This is a genomic window from Denitratisoma oestradiolicum (assembly GCF_902813185.1).
In the GTDB taxonomy this organism is placed as follows: Bacteria; Pseudomonadota; Gammaproteobacteria; order Burkholderiales; family Rhodocyclaceae; genus Denitratisoma; species Denitratisoma oestradiolicum.
Map to the genome: position 1 here is coordinate 1,722,839 of NZ_LR778301.1, position 25,174 is coordinate 1,748,012.

Consider the following 25,174-nt stretch of genomic DNA (forward strand, 5'->3'; position numbering starts at 1 on the left):
TGAACGAGCGGGGGATTATATAGTGGTTCGGCTAAACTCCCGCCCCATGTGCAAAGCGATCCTCTTTGCCGCTGTGCTGCTCCTGGCGGGCTGCGGCGGGCCCTGGAACGATCCCTATCCGGCGGCGGAACGGGAGCGCAATATCCTCTACAGCGCCTTTCTGGAACGTCCCAAACACCTGGACCCGGTGCAGTCCTACAGCGAGGACGAGATCACCTTCACCGCCCAGATCTACGAGCCCCCCCTGCAATACCACTATCTGAAGCGCCCCTATACCGTGGTGCCGGCCACGGCCCGGGAGGTGCCCCGGCCCCGCTATCTGGATGCCCGGGGTCGCCCCCTGCCGGATGCCGCCGACCCAGCCCTGATCGCCTTCACCGATTACGAGATCGCCATCCGGCCGGGCATCCGCTACCAGCCCCATCCGGCTTTCGTCGAGCCGGTGCCGGTGCTGGGGAACATTCGCACCCTGGCGGACTTCCCCCACCAGGGCAGCCGGGAGCTGACCGCGGAGGACTATGTTTACGAGATCAAGCGTCTGGCCCATCCTCGCCTGCATTCGCCGATCCTGGGGCTGATGGGGGAATACATCGTCGGCCTCAAGGACCTGGCGGGCGCCCTGAAGCACCATGACGATGCCCATCCGGGGCAATGGCTGGACCTGCGCCAGTTTTCCCTGGCGGGAGCGGAGGTCCTGGACCGCCATCGCTACCGCATCCGCCTCAAGGGCAAGTATCCCCAGTTCCTCTACTGGCTGACCATGCCCTTTTTCGCCCCCATTCCCTGGGAGGCCGACCGCTTCTACAGCCGGCCCGGCATGGCGGAACGCAATCTGGGCCTGGACTGGTATCCGGTGGGCACCGGTCCCTACATGCTGACCAAGAACGATCCCAATGCCCGCATGGTGCTGAGCCGCAACCCCAATTTCCATGGCCAGACCTATCCCTGCGAAGGGGAGGCTGGCGACCGTGAAGCGGGTCTTCTGGCGGATTGCGGCAAGGCCCTGCCCTTCATCGACGAGGCCGTATTCACCCGGGAGAAGGAACAGATTCCCTACTGGAACAAGTTTCTTCAGGGCTACTACGATGCTTCAGGCATCGCTTCCGACTCCTTCGACCAGGCGGTGCAGGTGGGGTCCGGCGGCGAGGTGAGTCTGACCGATGAGATGCAGCGCCAGGGCATACGCCTGGCCACCTCGGTGGCCACCTCCACCATGTATATGGGCTTCAACTGGCTCGATCCCCTGGTGGGGGGCGCCGATCCCGCCACGGCGGAACGGGCCCGCAAGCTGCGCCAGGCCATTTCCATCGCCATCGATCAGGAGGAATTCATTTCCATCTTCGCCAATGGCCGCGGTATCGCCGCCCAGGGGCCGATACCGCCGGGCATCTTCGGCTACCGAGAGGGGCAGGCCGGCATGAACCCGGAAATGTATCAATGGACCGATCACGGCCCCCGTCGCCGTTCCGTCGAAATGGCGCGCCAGTTGCTGGCCGAGGCCGGCTACCCCCATGGCCGGGACGCCCGGAGCGGCGAGCCCCTGGTGATCAACCTGGACACCACCTTGAACGGTGTTGGCGCCAAGTCCCGGGTGGACTGGCTGGTCAAGCAGTTGCACAAGATCGACGTGCAACTGGTGGTGCGCAGCACCGACTACAACCGCTTCCAGGAAAAGCTGCTCAAGGGCAACGCCCAGTTGTTCTATTTCGGCTGGAACGCCGACTACCCGGACCCGGAAAACTTTCTCTTCCTGCTCTACGGCCCCCAGAGCAAGGTGAAGCACCAGGGCGAGAACGCGGCGAATTATTCGAACCCGGAATACGACCGGCTCTTCGAGCGCATGAAGGCCATGGACAACGGCCCGGAGCGGCAGGCCTTGATCGACCGCATGGTGGGTATCCTCCGTCACGATGCTCCCTGGATCTGGGGCTTCCATCCTACGGATTACGCCCTGGCCCACCAGTGGCTGTACAACCGTAAGCCCACCAAGGTGGGCAACAACACCCTCAAGTACCAAAGGGTGGATGCCTCCCTGCGCCAGCGCCTGCGGGATGAGTGGAACCGCCCCGTCCTGCTGCCGGCACTGCTGACACTTCTGGTCCTGGCGGCGGTGGCCCTGCCGGCCTTGATAGGCTATCGCCGGCGGGAAAGACAGCGGGCGCGGCCCCAATGAAGTGGCAGAATGCCGCCTTCGTATCGCCTCTGGAATCCTCATGAATTCGGTCCTTGCCCTTTCTCTGCTGCTTGGTTTTCTGCTCGGGGCCTGTGTTGCCTATTTGTTTCTGCGTGGTCGGTTCGAGGAGGCCCGTCTGCGGGGGCGCATGGAGCTGGAGCCGGAGCGGGCGGCACTGACGGAGCGGGTAGTGGCCCGGGACCAGGAATTGCGGGAAGCCCGCAGTGGTTTCGAGCAGCAGTCGGCGGAGTTGCGCGCCGAACTGGAGCGCCAGCAACAGGAAGTCGCAGCCCTGCGGGAGCGGGCTGGTGCGCTGCACTCGGATCTGGAAAAGGAAAGGGCGGTGGCGGCCGAAAAACTGGCGGTGCTGGAACAGGCGCGCCAGTCCTTCTCCCAGGCCTTCCAGGCCCTCTCGGCAGAGGCCCTGCAACGCAACAACCAGTCCTTCCTGGAGCTGGCCAAGACCAGTCTGCAAGGTTTCCAGGAAGGGGCCAAGGGAGATCTGGAAAAACGCCAGCAGGCCATTGTCGAATTGATCACCCCGGTGCGCCAGAGCCTGGAGAAGTTCGAGCAGCGGGTCCAGGAAGTGGAAAAGGCCCGGGTCGGCGCCTACGAATCCCTGACCGTGCAGGTCAAGTCCCTGCTCGACACCCAGGGGGAACTGCGCGCGGAAACCGCCAATCTGGTCAAGGCCCTGCGGGCGCCCCACACCCGGGGTCGCTGGGGGGAGCTGCAATTGAAGCGCGTCGTGGAAATGGCCGGCATGCTGGATCATTGCGACTTTCACGAGCAGGAAAGCACCGACACCGAGGAAGGCCGGCTGCGGCCCGACATGGTGGTGCGCCTGCCCGGCGGCAAGAACATCGTGGTGGATGCCAAGGCGCCTCTGGCCGGCTATCTGGAAGCCCTGGAAGCCACGGACGAGAATCAGCGCCGGCACAAGATCGCCGACCACGCCCGCCATGTGCGGGACCACCTGACCAAGCTGGGGCGCAAGTCCTATTGGGAGCAGTTCCAGCCCTCGCCGGATTTCGTGGTGCTGTTCCTGCCTGGGGAGACCTTCTACTCCGCTGCCCTGGAGGCCGACCCCGCCCTGATCGAGTACGGCGTCGAGCAGAAGGTGATCCTAGCCACTCCCACCACCCTGATTGCCCTGCTGCGGGCCGTGGCCTACGGCTGGCAACAGGAAGCCCTGACCGACAATGCCCAGCAGATCAGCGCCCTGGGCAAGGAGCTGTACGACCGCATTGCCGTCCTGGCCGACCACTGGGGGGACGTGGGGCGCCACCTGGGCAACGCGGTGGGGTCCTACAACAAGGCTGTGGCCTCCCTGGAATCCAGGGTGCTGATCAGCGCCCGCCGCTTCCGGGATCTCAAGGCCGTAGGGGAGGATAAGGACATCCGCGAGGCCAAACAGATCGAATCCCTGCCCCGGGCCCTCCAGGCGCCGGAAGCCACCGACTGAATCACCGCTTGACCTTCTGGCTCACGTCATGAGCCAGAGAGGTCCGCATCATGGCGACTCCTGACCCTGACCTGGAGATCACCATGAACCCCCATTCCCTCAATGTCGATGCCGCCGTCTTTTACTCCGTTACCGTCGTCTGCGCTCTGCTGATGCTCGTGCTCTAACGCGCATGGAAACCATTTTTTCGCCGCAGTCCTTGAAATACGCGAAAGGCGAATTGAACGCCCCCCACCCCCGTTCCACGGCCGGCTTTGCACAGCCGGCCGGCTTCGGCGGCGCGAAGCAGTGCTTCGCGCAACCCCGCCTACGCCCCCTTCCCAGGGCGGGGCTACTGATCAGCTCGCTACGCTCGACGGTTACACTTGACTCCGTTGTCGCTTTTTCACGCTAACGGTCATGGCAGCAGGCGCCACCCCGAATGATGAAATCCGTCACCCCGGCGCAGGCCGGGGTCCAGACCGGCGGCCCACTGGATTCCGGCCTACGCCGGAATGACGAGGAGTGTATTTGTGAGGTTCCATGGAATTGTTCTGCGTTTCACGCTACCCCGCCCATGTTCACCCTGATCCACGGTAACCGCCAGGAAGTCCTTGCCCGTCGCCTGGCCCAGGGGCTGCGGGCGGACCCACCCGGCCTGTTCCAGGAAGAGGTAGTGGTGGTGCAGAGCGAAGCCATGGCCCGCTGGCTGAAGCTCTACCTTGCCGAGGAACTGGGTATCGCCGCGCAGCTGCGCTTTCCCTTTCCTGCCGGCTACCTGTGGGAACTCTTCGGCCGGGTGCTGCCCGCCGTGCCCAGGTCCTCGCCCTTCGCGGCGGGGCGCCTGCACTGGCGCCTGCTGAGGATGCTGGCCCAGCCCAGGGAGGAAGAAGTCTTCGCGCCTCTCGGTCACTACCTTGCCGGCAACGATCCCCTGCGCCGGGATGGTCTGGCTCGCAAGCTGGCGGCGGTGTTCGAGACCTACCTGGCCTATCGACCCGACTGGCTGGCGGACTGGAGCGCCGGCCGCCACCGTGGCCTGGGCCCCCATGAAGCTTGGCAGGCAAGGCTCTGGCAGGAGTTGCTGGCCGAGCTGCCCGACCTGCCCGAGGCCCATCCCCGGCAGGCCTTCCTCGCCGCCCTGGCGGCCGAGCCGGCCCGGGCCGCCCGACTGCCCCGGCGCATCAGCCTGTTCGGCATCGGCGCCATGGCGCCACCCCATTTCGAGGTGTTCCGGGATCTGGGCCGCCATCTGGATGTCACTCTCTACCTGCTCAATCCCTGCCGCGAATACTGGGGCGATATCGTCGCCCGCCGGGTCCAGGCCCTGGCCGCCCTGGCCCAGCCCGAGGCGGCCATCCATCTGGAAACGGGCCATGGCCTGCTCGGTTCCCTGGGCACGGTGGCGCGCCAGTTTTTCGACCAGGCCAGCGATGCGGCCCTGATGGAGGAGGCCTTCACCGAACCGGACGGGCAGGGCGCCTCCACCCTGTTGCAAAGGCTCCAGGCCGATATGCTTGATCTGCGGGAACCGGCGGCCCCCGGGGCGATGCCGGTCGATGGCTCCTTGCAGATTCATGTCTGCCATGGCCCCATGCGGGAGGTGGAGGTGCTCCACGATCGCCTGCTGGCGCTCTTCGAGGCGGACCCCGGACTGCGGCCCAGCGACGTGCTGGTGCTGGCCCCGGACATCGAGGCCTATGCGCCCCTGGTGGAAGCCCAGTTCGCCACCCAGCTCCCCGGACGCCGGATTCCCTTCACCATCGCCGACCGTCCGCCTGCGGCCCATGCGCCCTTGCAGCGGTCCTTTGCCGCCCTGCTGGACCTGGCTGGTGGGCGCCTCGAAGTCGCTGCCGTGCTGGGCTTCATAGAGCAGCCTCCTGTGATGGCCCACCTCGGCCTGGACGAAGCTCGCCTGGAACAGGTGCGTGACTGGGTGCGGGCCGCCGGCATCCGCTGGGGCGTGGATGCCGACTGGCGCGCCGCCGAGGGGCTGCCTGCCAGTGATGAGCATAGCTGGCGCGCCGGTTTTGAGCGCCTGCTGCTGGGGGTGGCCCTGCCCGCCGATGGCGAGCTGTTCCGGGGTCTGTTGCCCGCCGCCGATATCGAGGGTAGCGGGGTGGCCGTGCTGGGTCGCCTGATCGATTTTGGCGAAGCCCTGTTCCAGGCCCACCGGGAACTCAATCGTTCCCGCTCCCTGGCCGAGTGGTCGCTCTATCTGGCCGGTTTGTTGCCGCGCTTTTTTGACGTCGAGCAGGACCCTAGGGACACCATCGCCGCCCAGGAGTTGCGCAGCGCCTTGGAAGCCCTGGCGGTCGAAGCTGACGCTGCGGATTGCCAGGAGTTAATGCCCCTGGCCGTGCTGCGCCGTGCCCTGGATGAAGCGCTGGAAAGCACCGCGCCGGGCTGGGCCTTCTGCGGCGGCGGCGTCACCTTCGCCGCCCTGCGCGCTCATCGCGCCGTGCCCTGCAAGGTGCTCTGTCTCTTGGGCCTGAACGATGGCGAATTTCCCCGCAACCCGGCGCTGCCCGGCTTCGATCTGGTAGCCGCCCACCCCCGGGCCGGCGACCGCTCCGCCCGGGACGAGGACCGTCACGCCTTCCTCGAAGCCCTGCTCTCGGTGCGCCAGGTGCTGCACATCAGCTACCTGGGGCGCAGCATCCGGGACAACAGCGAACTGCCGCCCTCCACCCTGGTCAGCGAACTCCTGGACAGCATCGCCCGGGGCTATGGCGACCCGGCCGCCATCACCGTGGTGCACCCCCTGCAAGCCTTCAGCCGTCGCTATTTCGACGGCAGCGGCCCGGCCAGCTATGCCGAGGAATACGCCGCCGCCAGCCGCGCCGCGGCGGCCCGGCGTCAGGACGACAGGGCAGGGCGGCCTTTCCTCGCCGCCCCCTTGCCCCCCGGGCCGGAAGCCATGGCCGAAACCAGCCTGGATGGCCTGATCCGATTGCTGCAAAACCCGGCCAGGCATCTGCTGCGGGGCCGCCTGGGCATTCATCTGGAAGCCGGGGAGGGACTGGTGAACTCCGCCGAACCCTTCGTCCTCGATGGTCTGGAGCGCTACGGCCTGGACCAGTTGATCCTGGACCGACACGCCATGGGCGAAGCCAGCGTCCATGCCCTGGCCCGTGCCCGGGGCGATCTGCCCCATGGTGGCGCCGGCGAGTCCATCTTCCGCGCCCGCTGGTCGGCCCTCGCGCCCCTGGCGCGCCGGGTGGAGGAGGTACGGGCCGGGATGCTGCCCCCCCAGCCGGTGGACCTCGCCTTCGCCGGCATCGCCCTCACCGGGCAGCTCACCCAGCTCAGCGCCGACGGCCTGGTGGCCTGGCGTCCCGGCCGCACTCGCAACAAGGATCTGCTGGCCCTCTGGGTGCGCCACCTGATCCTGCATTTGGCAACCCCCGCCGATATCCAACCCCGCAGCCGGCTGCTTTGTCTGGATGGCAGCACCACCCTGGGGCCCGTGGCGGATGCCGACGCACAACTGTCCGTGCTGCTTCAGCTTGCGCAACGGGCCGGCAACGAGCTGCTACCCTTCTTTCCCGAGACCTCCGGCGCCTTCGTCAAGGACAGTGCCGCCAACTGGCAGGGACAGTGGTTCAGCGATTTCAACCCGGAGCTGACCGAGCACACCGACCCCTATTTCGATCTGGCCTTCGCCGGCTGCGATCCCTTCGGCGACGAGTTCCAGGCTCTGGCCCGGCAGGTCTTCGAACCGCTGTTCGCGGCGCTGGAGAAAACGGCATGAATATCCGCCCCCTCCATCCCGCCATCGTTCCCCTGGCCGGCTTCCAGGCCATCGAGGCCAGTGCCGGCACAGGCAAGACCTGGAGCATCGCCGCTCTCTACTTGCGCCTGGTGCTGGAGCAGGCCCTGCCGGTGGAGCGCATCCTGGTGGTCACCTACACCAAGGCCGCCACGGCGGAGTTGCGGCGACGCATCCGGGAGCGGCTGGTGGAAGCCCGCAGTGCTTTCCAGGCGCGGAAAGCAGACTTCCCTCTCCCTCAGGGAGAGGGGCAGGGAGAGGGTGGGGTTGTGGGTGATCCGGTGTTGTCGGCCCTGTTGACAGCGATCGAACCCGATCGAGCCGTGGCCCTGCTGACCCTGGCCATCGAGAGCTTCGATCTGGCCGCCGTGCACACCATCCATGGCTTCTGCCAGCGGGCGCTGGCGGAGCGGGCCTTCGAGAGCGGCCAGCCCTTTGACGCGGAACTGATGGCCGACGAGGCCGTGCTGTTGCGGGAGGCGGCACGGGACTTCTGGCGCCGGGAACTGGACGGGGCCGATCCTGCCTGGTCAGGCTGGTTGCTGGGCCGCCTGCCCGGTCCCGAGGCGCTGCTGACTGCCCTGCGGCCCCATCTGGGCAAGCCCTATCTGGATCATCTGCCGCCCCCTCCCTGGGATGCCGATGCTGCGGCCACCCTGGTCCGGCATTTCGCCGCCGTGGGCGAGGCCTGGCGGGCAAGGGGTGGCGAGATCGTGGCCCGTCTCAGCCAGTGGCCCAAGCTCAGCCAGACCAGCTACAAGCCGGCCCAGATCGCCCAGAATGCCGCCAAGCTGGATGCATGGTTTGCCGGTGCCGTCGATGATCCGCCTCTCAAGTCCCTGGAACTCTTTACTCCGGAAAAACTCGCCAAGGGCACCACCAAGGGCGGTACCCCACCCGAGGACCCCCTGTTCCTGGAACTGGAAGCCCTGCGCGATGCTGTCCTGGCGGTGGAGCAGGCCCATGAGCGGCGCCTGGGAGAGCTGCTGCTGCGCGCCCTGCAAGGCTGCGAAACCCTGTTGGCCGAGCGCAAGGCCAGCCTCAACCGGCTGTCCTTCGACGATCTGTTGAACGCGCTTCAGTCGGCCCTGGTCGGTCCCGGCGGCGAGGCCCTGGCGGTAAGCCTGCGCACTCGTTACGGCGCCGCCCTGATCGACGAATTCCAGGACACGGACCCGGTGCAGTACGCCATTTTCGAGCGGGTATTCCGCCAGGGGGGGCATTCCCTGTTCTTCGTCGGCGACCCCAAGCAGGCCATCTACGGCTTTCGTGGTGCCGACCTGCAAACTTACCTGGAGGCCCGCGAACAGGCCGGGGAGCCCTGGGCACTGGCCACCAACCGGCGCTCGGTGCCGAGCCTGGTGCAGGCGGTGAACGCGCTCTTCGCTCGCCAGTCCGAGCCCTTCCTGGATCCGCGCCTGGGCTTCGTGGAGGTGGCCGCAGTGCCGGCGGAACAGCCGCCCCTGCTGATCGACGGCGCGGAAGCCGGACCCTTCGATATCTGGTTCCTGCCTCGCGAAGGTGACAAGCCCCTGAGCAAGGGTGCCGCCAACGAGCGCATCGCCGCCGCCGTGGCCGCCGACATTGCCCGACTGCTCAATCTCGCCACCCGGGGTCAGGCCACGGTGGCGGGTCGGCCCCTTTGCGGCGGCGACATCGCGGTGCTGGTCAAGGGCCATCGCCAGGGCAAGCGGGTACGGGATGCCCTGGTCGCCCTCAATGTGGCCAGCGTCCGTTACGGCCAGGAGAGCGTGTTCCACAGCCGGGAGGCCATGGAGGTGGAGCGCCTGCTGCTGGCCGTGGCCGAACCGGGCCGGTTGGGTCTGGTCAAGGCGGCCCTGGCCACGGACCTGCTGGGCCGGGACGGTGCCGCACTGCATGAACTGGAGCAGGACGGCGAGGCCTGGGAGCGGGAACTGCGCCGCTTCCACGACTGGAATGCCCTGTGCCGGGAGCGGGGCTTCGTCGTCATGTGGCGCAGCCTGCTGGTGCAGGAGGGCGTGGCTCCCCGCTTGCTGGCCTGGCCCGATGGCGAGCGGCGGATGACCAATCTCCAGCATCTCTCCGAACTGCTGCAACAACTGGCCCACGACGAGGGACTGTCCGCCGACGGTCTGGCCGCCCGCATCGCCGAGGAGCGCCAGGGGGAGGGCGACGGTCTCGATGCCGAAGCCCGGCTGCTGCGCCTGGAGAACGACGAGCAACTGGTGAGGATCGTCACCATTCACAGCAGCAAGGGCCTGGAATATCCCCTGGTGTATTGCCCCTTCCTCTGGGACGGCGGCAAGCCCCGGGAGCGGATTGGCCCCCTCAAGTTCCACGACCCGGCCCAGGGCGGGCGGGCCGCCCTGGATTTCGGTTCCGCCGAACGACAGGCCCATGCTGCCGAGGCCGAGGATGAGCGGCGCCAGGAATTGCTGCGCCTGGCCTATGTGGCCCTGACCCGGGCCAAACAGCGCTGCGTGATCGCCTGGGGGGCCGTCAAGGATGCCGAAATGTCGGCTCTGGCCTGGCTGCTCCACGGCGCCGATCCTGAGGATTTTGCCAAGCGTGACGATGCCGCCCTGAAGCGCGACCTGGAGGCCCTTCGGGTTGAATGTCCGGCCATCGCCGTGAACAATCTGCCGACTGCGACGGGTGAACCCTACCGGCCGGCCACTGTGGAAACCGGGCTGGCCGCCCGGCCTTTCACCGGCAGCATCGCCCCCCGCTGGCTCAGCCATAGCTTTACCGGCTGGATGGGCAGCGCCGAAGCCGAGATGGTGAGCAGCGAACGGCCCGATCATGATGCCGCTGTCGTGGCGGTGGCCGATGAGACGGCTGAAGACGCGGCCGGGATCGCCGACTTTCCCCGGGGTGCCCAGGTGGGCTCGGCTCTGCACTTTCTTTTCGAGCATGGCGACTTCGCCCGTTTCGATGCCGCCGCCGTGCCCGCCGCCCTGCGCCAGTTCGGCATCGACGAACGCTGGGCACCCCAGGCTGCCCGGCTGGTGATGGCGACCCTGGAGGCCGATCTGGGGGCTGGCCTGCGTCTGAACCAGCTCCCGCCGGGCCGGCAGATGCGGGAGTTGGAATTCCTCTTTCCCATTGCCGCTCCCGATCCTCAGGATCTGGCCGCCGCCATCGGACCGGGGCAGGGGGCCGACGGGCATCTCGACCGCCGTGTCGCCCGGCTCCAGCCGGCCCGGGCTGCGGGCTTCCTGAAGGGCTTCATCGATCTGGCCTGCGAGCATGAAGATCGGCTCTGGCTGCTGGACTACAAATCCAACTGGCTCGGTTCCCGCCGTACCGACTACGGGCCCGAGGGCCTGGCCACCGCCATGGCCGAATCGGGCTACGACCTTCAGTCCCTGATCTACACCGTGGCCCTGCACCGGCTGCAAAAGCTGCGCCGGCCCGACTACGACTATGCCCGCCACATGGGGGGCGTCCTCTACCTGTTTCTGCGGGGCCTGCCTGACGCCGGGGTGTTCCGCTGGCAGCCCGATCAGGCCCTGGTGGAGCGGGTGGACGCCTGCCTGACCCGGCAGGAAAGGTGGTTTGCGTGAACGGCCAAAACCACGGAAAGGTTTCCCCATGACCGTCCTGCAACGCCTCGAAGCCCTGGCCGGCAGCGGCGCCCTGGAGGCCATCGACCTGCATTTCGCCCGGGCGGTGGCCCGCTGGGGCGGGGAAGATGAGGCCGTGGTCCTGGGCGCTGCCCTGGTCAGCCACCTGGCCGGCGCCGGCCATGTCTGTGCCGATCTGGCATCCATGGCCGATGGCCCCCTGCCTTTCGACAGGGACTGGATCGCCCCTTCCCTGGCGGCCTGGCAGGAGGCAGTGCGGAATCATCCGGCCTGCGTTGGCGACGGCAGCGCCCCCCTGGTGCTGGACGGTTGTCGCCTCTACCTGGCCCGTCACTGGCGCGACGAGGGCCATGTTGCCGCCGAACTGGCGCGCCGGGCCAGCGATCCCCTGGTGGTGGACGAGGCCTTGCTGGCCCGGCAGCTCGACGCCCTGTTCGATGCCGCCGATCCGGCCGTCGCCGGCCAGCGCCAGGCTGCGGCCCTGGCGGCGCGGCAGCGGGTGGTCCTGATCTCCGGCGGCCCCGGCACCGGCAAGACCACGACCCTGGCCGCCTTGCTGGCCCTGGCCATTGGTCAATGCACCCAGGGGGGAACGGCTTCCGAGTCTGTCGCGGGGGCTTCGACAGGCTCAGCCCGAACGGTGGCGCCCTTAGCTCGAACGGGGGCTCCCCTGCGCGTCCTCCTCGCCGCCCCTACCGGCAAGGCCGCCGCCCGCATGCAGGAGTCCGTGGGGGCGGCCAAGCGTCGTCTGTCCCTGGCGCCCGAGGTGGCCGCCCTGATTCCCGATCAGGCCCGTACCTTGCATCGCCTGCTGGGCCTGCGTCCCGGCGGCGGGGCGCGGCATCACGCCGGTCATCCCCTGGCCGTGGATCTGCTGGTGGTGGACGAGGCTTCCATGGTGGACCTGGCCCTGATGGCCAAGCTGCTGGCGGCCCTGCCGCCCCAGGCCCGGCTGGTGCTGCTGGGGGACCGGGACCAACTGGCCTCGGTGGAGGCGGGCGCCGTTTTTGCCGACCTGTGCTTTGCCGCCGGAAGCGGCGGCATCCTGGCGTCGGGCTACGGCCAGTTGAGCCACAGTTTTCGCTTCGGCGGCATGGCCGGCATCGGCCGGCTTGCCCGCTGTCTACGGAATGGCGATGGCGATGGTACTGTGGCCTTGTTGACTGAGGGTTCCGATGGCCTTCAGTGGCAACAAACGCCCGTTGCCGAAGCCCTGGTGCAGGGCACCCTGGAAGGCTATGCCCCTTATCTCGATGCTGTGGTCAGTGGTGCCCCACCTTCGGAACTACATCGCTGCTTTGCCTCCTTCCGCCTGCTGGCCGCCCACCGCCAGGGTCCCTGGGGTGTGGGCCGCTTCAACGCCGCCATAGAACGGGCACTGGGCCAGCGCTTCGGTCACGGCCAGCGCCAGCCCTGGTATGCCGGCCGCCCGGTGATGGTGAACGCCAACGACTACACCCTGGGACTGTTCAATGGTGACATCGGCATAGCTGCGCCGGACGGCCATGGTGAGCTGATGGTCTGGTTCGAGGGGGATGACGGCCTGCGCGCCATTCCACCCCACCGTCTGCCTGCCTTTGACCCGGCCTGGGCGCTGACGGTGCATAAGAGCCAGGGCTCCGAATTCGACGCCGTGCTCCTGGCCCTGCCGGACCAGCCCTCACCTCTGGTGACCCGGGAACTGGTGTACACCGCTGTCACGCGGGCGAAACAGCAGGTTTCCCTATGGGCGACCCCAGGTGCGCTGCGGGACGCTTGTGGCAAGGGGATAGCAAGGTACTCGGGGTTGGCGGGGCGGTTGAAGTGAGGGATGTTGCCGTGATCGGACAGGCTCATGCAGAGTTCTTTTTTGGCCGGGTCGGAGCCGGGGCGGTTTCCTGGAGTTCCAGTTGATGGCGGGCCTGATCGTCCTGGGCCAGGGCCTCGGTGAGCAGAGGCAGGCAGTCCTTCAGGGTGGACGCCAGGGTCCAGGGGGGATTGAGGATGAACAGGCCGCTGCCGTGCATGCCGAAGCCGTCCTCCGACGGGGCCTGGACGGTGAGGCTGACGTGGAGCCAACTGGCGGGCAGTTTTTTGAGTTTTTCCGGCAACTGGCGGGAGTCGCCCCGTTGCACCTGGGGATACCAGAGGGCGAAGGTGCCGGTGGCGAAGCGGGCGAGGCCTTCCTTCACGGCGGCCAGGGCGCGCAGGTAGTCGCGCTTGTCCTCGTAGGCCGGGTCCATCAGGGTGAAGCCGCGCCGGGGCGGCGGGGGCAGCACCGACTTGAGTTCGGCAAAACCGTCGGCTTGGCGTAGGGCGTAATGCTTCTCCCGGCCCGGAAAGGCCCGGCCCAGGGTGTCGGCCAGGACCCGCGCATCGGTGCTGTGCAGCTCGAAGAGCCGCAACCGGTCGGCCTCCCGCATCAAGGAGAGGGCCAGGGCCGGGGAGCCCGGGTAATTGCGCAGCCGGCCGTCGGGGTTGAAATGGCGCACCTGGTCCACGTAGTCGGCCAGGGGGGCGGGCAGATTCTTGCGCTCCCAGAGCCGGCCGATGCCGCCGGAGAACTCGGCGTTCTTGCTGGCATAGACCGATTGCAGATCGTAGAGGCCGGCGCCGGCATGGGTATCCACCACCCAGTAGGGCTTGTCCTTCTGGTTGAAATGGCGCAGCAACTGGACCAGGACGAAATGCTTGAGGACGTCGGCATGGTTGCCGGCATGGAAGGCGTGGCGATAACTGAGCATCGGGCGACAGGGGCGAACAAAACAGGGGCCTTACACTATCACGGCCAGGCCCGCCGGAAAGGGTTATCCTTGCCGCCCTTCAACGGAACAGAATGCGCTTGCTCATGAAAAAATTCTGCCGACTGATTTTGCTCGCCGTCCTGGCCGGCGCCACCCAGGCGATGGCGGGCTGGATGCCCAATCATACGGTGGTGGTGATCCTGGAGAACAAGTCCTTCCAGGACTTCATCGGCAATCCGGACGCTCCCTGGCTGAACCGGCTGGCTGCCGGCAGCGCCCTGATGACCCGGGCCTATTTCGCCGAGTCCCCCTACGGCATCACGCCCAGGGGCTTCAGGCATCCCCTGCCGACCCGGGGCAGCCAGGTGAATTACCTTTACTTCCTTTCCGGCAACGACCAGGGCATGCGCCCCGACTGGTTCCAACAGCCAAACTCTCCCTACAAGGGCAAGGTGCTGCACGACCTCTATGGGGAAAAGCTGGCGGCGCCCCTGGCGGACACGCCCAGAGGCGTCTCCAACAGCATGATCCCGGCGGCCATGCGACCCTTTGCCACCCCCAACCTGGGCGCGGCCATCCTGACCCGGGGCCTGACTTACGCGACCTTTTCCGAGTCCTTGCCCCATCCCCTGTTCGACGAAATGGCCCATAACCCACCGGGGGCTATTGATGGCTATGCCCGACGCCACAATCCGGGCATCAACTGGATCAATTTCAACGGCAGGCCCGTGGCGCAGGAGCGGCAGCGCTTCCTGCTGCCGGTGGAGAGCAATCTGGCCATGGTCAATACCGTGACTCCCGATGGCAGGAAGTTCCCCGGTTTTGCGGTGGATGCCGAGGGCCGGCCCCGGGGCTATGAACATCTGCCCACGCTGTCCATCGTCGTGCCCACCAACGATACCAATGCCCATACCGGCAGCATCGCCGCCGCGGACCAGTGGCTGGCCACCCATATCGAGCCCTATGCCCGCTGGGCGCGAGAGCACAACAGCCTGCTGATCATCCATACCGACGAGGACGGCTTCACCGATCTGGAAAACGGCAGCGGCCCCGCGGACCAGGCCATCGGCCGGATGATGGGAGGCAAGACTGTGGGTTACCAGTACGGCACCGACCGTGTCCTGACCCTGTTTTATGGCCCAGAGGGCAAGGTGATCCCGGGCAGCCACGAGGAACGCATCGATCATCTGAACGTGCTGGCCACGCTCCTGGAGCGCTATGGCGCCCTGGAAACCTTCCGCCGGGATTTCGCCGCGGTTCATGTGGACGCCCAACCCGATGCCCGCCTGGCCGAGGAGGCCCGGCGCGAGTTTGCCAACCTGCGTCCCCTGCGGGATGTTTTCGGCGAGGGCCCGGCCCTGCCGCCGCTGCCCTACCGGAAATGATCATGGACCTCAAACCTCAGCGCCGGCTGCGGGTGGTGAAATCCACCACGCCCCAGCCCGAACGAAAACCCGCTCCCTCACCGGAAACCAACCCGGCGGGCGTGCGCATTTCCAAGCTGATGGCGGAACGAGGCCTGTGCTCCCGGCGGGAGGCCGACGGCTATATCGAGCAGGGCCTGGTCTTTGTCAATGGCGAGCGGGTCACGGAGCTGGGCACCCGGGCGCTGCCGGATGCCGAGATCACCCTGGCCGGCGCGGCCAAGCTCAGCCAGTCCAAGCGGGTCACCATCCTGATCCACAAGCCCATCGGTTATGTCTCCGGCCAGGCCGAGGATGGCCATCAGCCGGCAGTGAGCCTGATCTCCGAGCGCAGCCACTGGTCCGGCGACCAGGGGCAACGCTTCTATCCCGCCCACCTGCGGGGCCTGGCGCCGGCGGGGCGGCTGGACATCGACTCCACGGGCCTGCTGGTGCTGACCCAGGACGGACGGGTGGCCCGGCAGTTGATCGGCGACGACTCCGAAGTGGAGAAGGAATATCTGGTGCGGGTGGAGGGCCGGCTGGCGGAAAACGGTCTGGCCCTGCTCAATCACGGTCTTTCCCTGGACGGCCATGTGCTGCGTCCGGCCCGGGTGGAATGGCTCAACGACGATCAGTTGCGCTTTGTGCTCAAGGAAGGCAGAAAGCGCCAGATCCGCCGCATGTGTGAGTTGGTGGGGCTGCGGGTGCTGGGCCTGAAGCGGGTCCGCATCGGCCGCCTGCGCCTGGGGGACCTGCCTGTGGGGCAGTGGCGCTACCTGGGGGGGGGCGAGGGATTTTGAGCTCGGCCCTTCGATCGGGTTCAGGGAACTTTTCTGGAATGTAAGGAGAACAACTTGACTATCCTTTGGCGCGATGGATTGAGTGTCGGCAACGACTGGATCGACTCCGATCACCAGCACCTCATAGCACTCATCAATACTACGCAACAGGCGCTCACCAGCGATCTGCCCATGGCCGATCTGCAAAAAGTCATTGATGAATTGCGGGACTACACCCATGCGCATTTCGCCATGGAGGAGCGCATGATGATCACCCTGAGCTACGCCAAGTATGACCTGCACAAGCATGCCCATCTCGAACTGATCGAGCAGTTGGCCCAGGCAACAAAACCTATTCAGGAAATTGACCAGACCCAGTGCCCTACCACCGCCCGGCTACCTGACGGGGTCAGGGAGAACCTGATTGCGCTGCTGCGTCACTGGTTGCTGGACCACATCGTGAAAGAGGACATGCAGTACAGGCCTCTTTTGGCAGAAAAACCCAGAAGCTTTGCACCTTGAAGCAGCTCCTGCTTCAACAAACCGCAATCCTGATGGCGACCAGATGTTCCTGCCGATCATCCGCCAGGGGAATCGTCTGGTCGGGCTGGACTATGCCATCGACCGTCAGGATCATCCCATCCTTCGGCCCAGCGTCATCGGCCGGAGTTTGCGAGACAGTGATGTGATAGACGGTCTCCCGATAGCGGTAGTGAATCTTGAATTCCCGCCAGTCCGTGGGCAGGCAGGGCGTCAGATGAAGTTTTTCTCCGGCGAGCCTCAGGCCCAACAGTGACTCCATGATCAGGCGGTACATCCAGCCAGCCGAGCCGGTATACCAGCTCCAGCCGCCTCGGCCGACATGGGGGGCGACGCCATAGACGTCGGCCGCCACAACGTAGGGTTCCACTTTGTAGGTCGCGATTCCCTCGGCTGAACTGCCGTGGTTGACCGGATTGATCATGGTCAGCAGTTCCCAGGCGCGCTCACCCTCACCCAGGGCGGCAAAGGCCATCGCCGTCCAGATCGCCCCATGGGTGTACTGTCCGCCGTTCTCCCGCACCCCGGGTACGTAGCCGCGGATATAGCCGGGATCGAGCCCGGACTTGTCGAAGGGCGGATCGAGCAGTTGCACCAGGGCATGGTCGCGACGCACCAGCCGGGCATCCACCGCCTGCATGGCCTGGCGCGAACGCTCCAGGTTGCCGGCCCATTCGGTTTCCCCCGGGCCGGCGCATGACAGCACGGACCAGCTCTGGGAAATGGAATCGATGCGGCATTCGCTGTTGCCGGCCGAACCCAGGGGCGTGCCATCATCGAAGTAGGCGCGGCGGTACCATTCGCCATCCCAGCCGTGCTGCTCGATGTTCTGACGCAGCCGGGCGCCTTCCGTCCGGCACACCTCGGCGAAGGCCGGGTCGCCCTGGGCGGCGGCCAGGGGCGCGAACTGGCGGAGCACTTCGCACAGGAAGAAGCCAAGCCAGACACTCTCGCCCTTGCCCGCCATGCCCACCAGATTCATGCCGTCGTTCCAGTCGCCGGAGCCCATCAGGGGCAGGCCATGGGCGCCGAATCGCAGGCCATGGCGGATGGCGCGCGCACAATGCTCGTACAGGCTGGCGGATTCGCTGGAGCGGCCGGGCAGGTCGTAATAGGAGTCGTCCTCCGGGTTGACCTGGCGGCCTTCGAGGAAGTGGGAACTATCCTCCAGCACTCCGGTGTCTCCGGTGCAGCTCACATAGCGGCACACCGCCAGGGGCAGCCAGAGATAGTCGTCGGAACAATGGGTGCGCACGCCCCGGCCCGAGGGCGGATGCCACCAGTGCTGAACATCGCCTTCCAGGAACTGGCGGCTGGCGCACAGCAACAGGTGATCGCGCACCAGGGCGGGCCGGGCGTGGATCAGGGCCATCACGTCCTGCAACTGGTCGCGAAAACCGAAGGCGCCGCCGGACTGATAGTAGCCGCTGCGGGCCCAGACCCGGCAGGCCAGGGTCTGGTAGAGCAGCCAGCCGTTGCACAGCACATTGAGGGCCGGGTCGGGGGTTTCCACCTGCACCGCGCCGAGGGTATGGTTCCAGTGCTGCCATACCGCCTCGAGGGCGGCACGGGCTGCCAGGGACCCGCGAAAGCGTTGTACCAGCTTGCCGGCCTCGTCGGTGCTGCGCCCCACGCCGAGACGGAAGACGATCTCGCGTTCCTCGCCGTCGGCCAGATCGAAACTCACCTGAAGCGCACCGCAGGGATCCAGGCCCGCGCCCACCCTGCCGGAAAGGCGGGAACGCTTCAGGGCGGCGGGATTTTGCAGCGTGCCGTTGCGGCCGAGAAATTCCCGACGGTCACCGCTCACGCTCCGCGCAGGGTCGTCCACATCGAAGAAGGCCACTCGGTCGGCGAACTCCGGGCTGTAGGGATTGCGGGCGTAGAGGGCGCCGCTCTGGGACGCGATTTCGGTGCTCAGGTGCATTGCCGATTTTTCCCGCAGATCCCCCAGGGTCCATTCGACATAGCCCGTTGCCGAGAGCCGGCGGGGCCGGCCCGACTGGTTGCGCACTTTCAACACCGAGAACTTGACGGCGGCGTTCATGGCCACGTAGATCCAGAGTTCCGAGCTGATACCTCCCGCGTGGGTCTCGAAGACGCTGTAGCCAAAGCCATGGCGGACGGTGCAGGGGGTGGCAGCGCGGACCGGCAGGGGCGTCGGCGACCAGAACTGGCCGCTCTCCTCGTCCCGCAGATAGAGGGCTTCGCCGCCGCCATCGCTGACCGGGTCGCAGTGCCAGGGGGTGAGGCGGAATTCGTGGGCGTTCTCGCTCCACGTATAGGCGGCGCCGCTTTCCGAAACCACCGTGCCGAAGTTCGGATTCGCCAGCACATTCACCCAGGGCGCTGGCGTGACCTGGCCGAGGGCCAGGGTCATCACGTATTCACGCCCGTCCGGGGTGAATCCGCCGAGCCCGTTGCGCAGCATCAGGTCCCGGTGGGGCAGGGCAGTGGCCGGGGATTCGGAATGGCGCGGACGACTCGGAGTCAGCAGCGGCACGTGGGGTTCGGCCAAGGCCCGATGGGCGAGCTGTTCCGCCAGGGTGCCCCTGCCGTCGGTGATGATGGCCCGTGCCACCGACTGGATCAGGATGCGGTCTTCGCTGGCGATCTGCTCCGCCGGCCGCACGAAGATGCCTCCGGGCCGGTCGATCACGCTGGCCTCCAGGCCCGAGGCGATCAGGCCCATGATCTGATCCTGCAACTGCTGCCGGTAACCGGCGTGATCCTCATTCCAGATCACCAGGTCCACCGCCAGACCCTTCAGGCGCCAGTAGGCATGGGCCTGCACGAGCTGGCGCACCAGATCGATATTGGCGCCGTCGCCGATCTGTAGCAGCACGATGGGCAGATCGCCGGAAATGGCGTAACCCCACAGCCCGGACTGTCCGCGCCGGTTCCTGATGAGCACGGCGGCATCGGCACGCAGGGCGGCGTTGGAGTAGATGACGGCGCTGGCCAGACGCCCGTAGAGCTGCGCGTCGGCTTCCGTGGCATTGAGCTGGCGCAGCATCACCTGGCTGTGGGTCCAGGTCAGATCGAAGACCCGATCCGCCAGATGCCGGTCCTGGTACTTGTCCACCAGGCCCAGGGCCAGCTCCCGGGTCTCGGCGATACCCGACACCATGTCGATGGTGACCGACTGTTCCGGATCGAGGCTTAGGGAGTAACGGATGGCGACGACGGGGTCCAGCACCGAGCCGTCGCTGCCCGAGAGCGGCGCCGGATCGATCAGCGCCAGGGGGGCGGCGGCGCTTCTGGTACGGCCGATGAAGCGCAGCCGATCGGTCTCGTAGGACACCGTGCCGACCTCCGCCCCGTACACCGCCATCAGGTGGAACATGAAGGGGGCCTGTTCGCCGGTGGACCGGGGCCGGCGGGTGCACAGGATGGCGCGCCGCTCCCGCAGGATCTCGGTCTGCACGAACAGATTGCTGAAGGCCGGATGCAGGGCATCCCCCGCCGGTGGCGCGATCACCACTTCGGCGTAGCTGGTGACGTCGATTTCCCGGCGCTGCGGGGAGCGGTTGGTGATGCGGACCCGGCGCAGCTCGATGTCATCCTCCGGCGAGACGACGATTTCGGTATAGGTCTCGAAGTCGCCGGGACCGGTGTTGCCCCCGTCACGGCGGCGAAACTCGGCGCGTCCTTCGGAGAAAATCGCCTCGTAACTCTTCGGCCGCTGGAGCGTGGGCTGATAGGCGGTGGACCAGAACGTGCCGCTGTCCAGATCGCGGATATAACAGAAGCTGCCCCAGGGGTCCCGGGTGCCGTCCTCGCGCCAGCGTGTGACGGCCAGATCCTGCCAGCGGCTGTAGCCGCCGCCCGCGTTGGTGAGCATCACGTGGTAGCGGCCGTTGGACAACAACTGCACCTCCGGGGATGGGGTGTCGGAACTGCCGAATACCCGGATCGGCATCTCGGTGGCGACCGATGACGAGCGCACCTCGGTCAGTTGCGCGGCATGGGAGAACAGCGCCGTGGCCTTGGGAATCCGCTCCTGGAGCAACAGCATGACCGCCTGGAACTGCGGGTCCGACTCGAAGCGCCGCTGCATCGGACGCTCCAGGATCTGGTAGGCGAGGGCGAGCAGGCTCATGCCCTGGTGATGGGCCATGAAGGATCGCACCACCGCGCTCGATTGCCCCCGGCGCTGCCGTGCCGGCGTGTAGTCCACGGCTTCGAAGAGGCCGAAGCTGCCCATGAAGCCTTCGGCCGCGAGTCGTTGCAGATTCCGGCAGGCCTCCTCGGGCGCCACCATCAGCGCCAGGGCCGAGGCGTAGGGCGCGATCACCAGATCCTCGGCCAGCCCCCGCTTGAGTCCCAGCCCCGGCACGCCGAAGGCCCGGTACTGGTAGTTGAGATGCACATCCACCGTGTTGTAGCCGGATTCCGAGATACCCCAGGGGACCGCGCGCTGCCTGCCGTACTCGATCTGCCTTGCCACCGCCGCCTTGCAGGTCTGGTCGAGCAGGGTGTGGTCGTAGGTCGGCATCACCAGGAGGGGCATCAGGTATTCGAACATCGAACCGCTCCAGGACAGCAGGACCGGCTCGCCGTCGGTGCCGGTGAGCAGGCGCCCCAGGGCAAACCAATTGTCCTGGGGCAACTGCCCCTGGGCGATGGCGACGAAACTGCACAGGCGCGCCTCGGAGGCCAGCAGGTCGTAGTAGCCCGTATCCACCCGCCGTTCGGTCACGTTGTAACCGATGCTCAGCAAATGGCGGGTCTTGTCGAAGAGGAAGTCGTAATCCATCAGGGCAAGCTCACCGGCCTGATGCACCAGAACCTCGATGGCAGCCATTCGCTCCCTGGCCGGTTGGCCACCGGCCAGGGCCAGCTCGCGCAGGGTCGGAATGCCGGCGCTGTCGCCCGACACTTCTCCCTTGTCCCCGTTTGCCGCTGGGGGAAGCAACAGGTTCAACTCGTCCAGGGCACCGCGTACCTGCCGGTCCAGGGCCAGGGCCCAAAGGCTCAGTTCGTTCTTGGGTGTCGTTTCGCTCCTGTCATCGTCCCCGGATGCCGTGGCGGTGACGAGGGCGGCGGCATGGCCTGCCAGGCGTTCCAGGGACCCGCGCAGCGTTGCAATGCCCGCCGGGGGATGGGCCGACGCGGACTCCAGTTCGAGGCGAAATGCCTCCAGGGCTGCAATGGTCAGCGGGTTTGCTTCGTCCGTCGCGTCCTCCGCCGTGGCCAGGATATGCAGTGTGTCCTGGAGGCCGTCGAACAGTCGTGTGCCCAACAGCCTGTCATCGGCCAGGGCGAGCAGACCACCACGCAGGGTCAGCAGATGGCCGGCCAGGTTGCCGCTGTCCACCGTCGAGATGTAAAGGGGCGGCAGGGCCTGCAAGGTCTGCGTGTCGTACCAGTTGTAGAAGTGCCCCCGGTAGCGTTCCAGCCCGGCCATGGTGTGCAGGGTGAGGGTGGTGCGTTCGATGAGTTGCCCGCCCGCGATGTAGCCGAAGTCGTAGGCGGAAAGATTCGCCAGCAGCGCCAGCCCCATGTTGGTCGGCGAAGTGCGATGGGCCACCGCGGCAACGCGATATTCCTGATAGTTGTCGGGGGGCAGCCAGTGGTCTTCCGGGCCGACGAAGCGGTCGAAGAAAGCCCAGGTCCGCCGCGCCAGGGCACGCAGGAAGAGGTTCTGGGCCGCCGTCAGCACGGCCTTGCGGCGCGTCAGCGGACAACTGACCCACCAGGCAATCAGCGGCGAGGCCAGCCACAGCAGCAGAATCGGCCCCGCCACGGCCAGCACCGAAGGTGACGATGTGGCCAGATGGAGCGCCGTTGCCACAGCGATGGTCGGACCGATCCCCATGGTGCGGAAAGAGGCCGCGAGGCTGCTGCTGTCCCGGGACTCCCGTTCGGTCTCGCTGGACGGATTCCACTCCAGCAGGCGTCGGCGCGTCACGAAGATGCGCCAGGTGGTGCGGGCGATGGCATCCAGACTGTAGAACGCCTCGTAGGGCAGGCAGGCCAGAGTAAACACGACCTGCACGGCGTGGTGGGAAATCGAGTGAGCAATGGTGGCCAGATGCTGGCGCAGCAGCATTTCCTGGGGCTTCCTGAACAGTCCGAGAATGGCAGCGCACCAGGCGGGCAGCAGCAGGACAGCCAGCACCGCCAGGGTCCATAACCAGGCCGGAGAGAGCAGCGTCCAGCCCAGCAGCAGCAGAAGCGTCAGGGCTGCGGGGACAAGACTGCGCCGCAGGTTGTCGAAGAGTTTCCACTGGGACAGCAGCGAGAGCGGATTGGCTGACTGACCGGGCACTTGTCGCCGCAGCCAGGCCGCCAGTTGCCAGTCGCCGCGTATCCAGCGATGGCGGCGGCTGACATCGGCGCCGTAGCGGGCCGGGGTGTCCTCGAACAACTGCACGTCGCTGAGCAGTCCGGCCCGGGCGTGGCAGCCTTCGATCAGGTCGTGGCTGAGGATGCGATTCTCGGGGAAGCGATCGCCCAGGGCTTGCTCGAAGGCATCGACATCGTAGATACCCTTGCCGATGAAGGAGCCTTCGCCGAACAGGTCCTGGTAAACGTCGGAGACGGCGCGGGTGTAGGGATCGATGCCCGGTTCCCCGCCGCACATGCGCGCATAGCGCGAACGGTTGGTGCCGGGCAGGCTGATGGCTACCCGGGGTTGCAGGATGCCGTAGCCTTCGACAATGCGCCCTTTGGCGGCATCGTAGCGGGGTCGGTTCAGGGGATGGGCCATGGCGCCGACAAATTGCCGCGCCGCGTCCCGAGGTAGTTGGGTATCGGTGTCCAGGGTAATGACGTAGCGGATGCCGGAGAGGGCCCCGGTCGCGCCAACCACCAGGGAAAAGGCGGCGCTGGCGCCGGGCGGGTCGCTGCGCAACAGGGCGTTCAGGTCCGCCAGCTTGCCGCGCTTGCGCTCGTAACCCATCCATGTCCGTTCCTGGGGGTTCCAGCACCGGGGGCGATGGAACAGAAAGAAAATGTCCCCGTCACGACTGCCGCCGTATTTCTGGTTCAGTTCCTCTATCCGGGTCCGGGCCAGCAGCAACAGGGGCTCGTCCTCGGCCAGGAATTCCTGTTGGGCATCGCGAAAGTCGGTCAGCAGGCCAAAGTGCAGGCATCCGTCACGATTCGCCAGAAACCGGACTTCCAGGGCCTCGACCAGATCCTCGACACCCCCAGGGCTGGTGAGCATGGTCGGAACCACCACCAGTGTGCGTTCCGCCGCCGGGATGCCCTTGGCAAAGTCCATTCTCGGCAGGGGTTGCGGCATCACCAGCAGGGTTGCCAGCCAGTTCACCAGGGCCACGGCCAACTGACTGGCGGCCAGCAGCGACAGGACGCCGATGGGCAGCAGCGACCAGTCGGGCAGGCCGATGGCCAGCGCTTGCATCAGCAGGCTGGTGGTGATGAGGGTGGTGATCAGGGCGATTCCGCCCAGATAGAAGGGCAGGGCGCGGCGGCGCGCGGCACGACCCAGGATCTCGGCACGGGGAAGCTCAAGCCGCACCGCCCGTTCGAGTTGCGGCAGGCCCTTGTCGATCAGGTAGAAGCCCACATGGGCTTCGCGATCATCGCCATCGGTCGAGGCGCCCGCCCGCGCCAGCTCGATTGCCTGACGCGCCACGTCGACTTCGGACAGGTGACCCTCCCGGGCTATCCGCTCCGTGGCATGGCGGTAGCGGTCCCGGGTGGCGAAGTCCATCCCGCCATAGATGCCTCCCGGGTCCTCTCTTAAGGTCTGCTCGACGACACTCATGGTCTCGACGAAGTCGCGCCAGTCCATGGCACCCAGGACCCGCAGGCTACCGATGCTGTTGCTGATGGATACCTGATGAGCGGCCTGCTGCTGATTTTCCGTCTGCACCAATTGCTCGATTGTCAGGCCCGATTCGGACAGCCGCTGCTCGATCCAGGTCAATGGCAGGGCCAGGGCGGGACCATGCCCTTGCAGGCGGCGTGAGAGTTCCGCGACAAAGGCGCTGCTCATCGGCGGGTTGGAGCGCGCCATGTCCGCTATGACGAGGATCAGGCTCTTTGGGTCGTTTTCGGCAACCTCCGCCATCTGGTCTGCCCAGGCGCCGGCCAGATTGCGCTCCGTCCAGCCGGCGGCGATGCGTACACCGACGCGCCGCAGATTCTCGATGACCGCCAGGCGCAGCATGATCGGGATCGCCCACAATTCGCCCAGGGTGAGGGCCGTGACGGTCTGGTAGGCCACCACGAAGCGGCTCAGACTTTCCGTATCCACCCGACCATCCCCGTGGGCGACGGTTTCCAGGGCAATGTCATAGACCCTTGGCCGTCCGGCCGAGGGTCCGTTTGCCAGGCGCGGCAGCTCCCTGCTGTAGCCCTTGGGCAAGTGCCGTTCGGCGGTGCGGATCTGTTCTTCGATGAGATAAAAGTTGTCGAGCAACCATTCTCCGGCCGGCGTAATCCTGCGCTTGGCCGTGACTTCCGTTGTCAGCAGCTCGCATATATCGACCAGGATGTTCTCGTTTGCCGCGAGTCGCGCCAGAAGCTGATCCGGCCCACGTCCGCTAGCCAGTTCATGGGAGGCGGCGAGGGCCTTGCCATGTTGCTCCATCTGATCGGCGCTGAATAATTCCGAGCGCAAGGGAGCCTCGGCTTCGTTGCGCTCGGAAATCCGTGACCCCAGGGGGGAGCCAAACCTGACCTGAAGTTGCCGCCAACAGACGGAGAAGATGGTGCCGGTGTTCAATTCAGGAGTGCCTTTCCAGGAGATGAAATATTAATGACGCCCGTTACTTCGGGCGCGTCCCCGAGTC

At 66.5% G+C, this 25,174-nt stretch carries 10 protein-coding genes; 8 read left to right on the forward strand and 2 right to left on the reverse strand.

The genetic code is table 11. The features are described 5' to 3' along the window. Positions 1–46: 46 nt before the first annotated feature. The 5 genes from DENOEST_RS07940 to recD all read left to right on the forward strand — a co-directional run bounded on the left by DENOEST_RS07940 (position 47) and on the right by recD (position 12,765). Positions 47–2,173, forward strand: a complete 2,127-nt coding sequence (locus DENOEST_RS07940; RefSeq protein ID WP_145768881.1) for an ABC transporter substrate-binding protein — start codon at positions 47–49, stop codon at positions 2,171–2,173. 40 nt (positions 2,174–2,213) lie between these two features. After that, positions 2,214–3,638, forward strand: coding sequence for a DNA recombination protein RmuC (rmuC, locus tag DENOEST_RS07945; RefSeq protein WP_145768882.1), 1,425 nt, complete (start codon positions 2,214–2,216; stop codon positions 3,636–3,638). Positions 3,639–4,194: 556 nt separating this feature from the next. Next, a complete protein-coding gene (gene recC, locus DENOEST_RS07950) occupies positions 4,195–7,371 on the forward strand; it encodes an exodeoxyribonuclease V subunit gamma (RefSeq protein WP_170228041.1) in 3,177 nt (1,058 codons plus the stop codon). Continuing rightward, complete coding sequence (recB, locus tag DENOEST_RS07955) at positions 7,368–10,937, forward strand: exodeoxyribonuclease V subunit beta (RefSeq protein WP_145768884.1); 3,570 nt, start codon at positions 7,368–7,370, stop codon at positions 10,935–10,937. Before recC ends, recB begins: the two co-directional genes overlap by 4 nt. Before the next feature lie 28 nt (positions 10,938–10,965). Beyond that, positions 10,966–12,765 carry an exodeoxyribonuclease V subunit alpha gene (recD, locus tag DENOEST_RS07960; RefSeq protein WP_145768885.1) on the forward strand — a complete coding sequence of 600 codons (1,800 nt, stop codon included), beginning with the start codon at positions 10,966–10,968 and terminating at the stop codon, positions 12,763–12,765. Positions 12,766–12,790: 25 nt separating this feature from the next. Here recD and DENOEST_RS07965 read toward each other — a convergent pair whose 3' ends face one another. Then, positions 12,791–13,681, reverse strand: a complete 891-nt coding sequence (locus DENOEST_RS07965) for a 23S rRNA (adenine(2030)-N(6))-methyltransferase RlmJ (protein WP_145768886.1) — start codon at positions 13,679–13,681, stop codon at positions 12,791–12,793. 104 nt (positions 13,682–13,785) lie between these two features. Between DENOEST_RS07965 and DENOEST_RS07970 the strand changes: the two genes are divergently transcribed. From DENOEST_RS07970 to DENOEST_RS07980, 3 genes are read left to right on the forward strand one after another with little or no spacing between them, the layout of a single operon-like run. Then, on the forward strand, positions 13,786–15,066 hold the full coding sequence (locus DENOEST_RS07970) for an alkaline phosphatase family protein (RefSeq protein ID WP_170228042.1): 1,281 nt from the start codon (positions 13,786–13,788) through the stop codon (positions 15,064–15,066). A 2-nt stretch (positions 15,067–15,068) separates the two neighbouring features. Next, positions 15,069–15,887, forward strand: coding sequence for a pseudouridine synthase (locus DENOEST_RS07975; protein WP_170228043.1), 819 nt, complete (start codon positions 15,069–15,071; stop codon positions 15,885–15,887). Positions 15,888–15,941: 54 nt separating this feature from the next. Then, positions 15,942–16,388, forward strand: coding sequence for a bacteriohemerythrin (locus tag DENOEST_RS07980; RefSeq protein WP_170228044.1), 447 nt, complete (start codon positions 15,942–15,944; stop codon positions 16,386–16,388). Positions 16,389–16,401: 13 nt separating this feature from the next. On the opposite strand, the gene DENOEST_RS07985 is transcribed toward DENOEST_RS07980, so the two are convergent. Continuing rightward, on the reverse strand, positions 16,402–24,972 hold the full coding sequence (locus tag DENOEST_RS07985; RefSeq protein WP_145769234.1) for a GH36-type glycosyl hydrolase domain-containing protein: 8,571 nt from the start codon (positions 24,970–24,972) through the stop codon (positions 16,402–16,404). Positions 24,973–25,174: the final 202 nt, after the last annotated feature.

Coding starts and splice junctions, on each gene's coding strand:
- DENOEST_RS07970 (WP_170228042.1), top strand. CDS start 13,786: ATGAAAAAATTCTGCCGACTGATTTTGCTCGCCGTCCTGGCCGGCGCC.
- recD (WP_145768885.1), top strand. CDS start 10,966: ATGACCGTCCTGCAACGCCTCGAAGCCCTGGCCGGCAGCGGCGCCCTG.
- rmuC (WP_145768882.1), top strand. CDS start 2,214: ATGAATTCGGTCCTTGCCCTTTCTCTGCTGCTTGGTTTTCTGCTCGGG.
- DENOEST_RS07985 (WP_145769234.1), bottom strand. CDS start 24,972: ATGGAGCAACATGGCAAGGCCCTCGCCGCCTCCCATGAACTGGCTAGC.
- DENOEST_RS07975 (WP_170228043.1), top strand. CDS start 15,069: ATGGACCTCAAACCTCAGCGCCGGCTGCGGGTGGTGAAATCCACCACG.
- DENOEST_RS07965 (WP_145768886.1), bottom strand. CDS start 13,681: ATGCTCAGTTATCGCCACGCCTTCCATGCCGGCAACCATGCCGACGTC.
- DENOEST_RS07940 (WP_145768881.1), top strand. CDS start 47: ATGTGCAAAGCGATCCTCTTTGCCGCTGTGCTGCTCCTGGCGGGCTGC.
- recC (WP_170228041.1), top strand. CDS start 4,195: ATGTTCACCCTGATCCACGGTAACCGCCAGGAAGTCCTTGCCCGTCGC.
- recB (WP_145768884.1), top strand. CDS start 7,368: ATGAATATCCGCCCCCTCCATCCCGCCATCGTTCCCCTGGCCGGCTTC.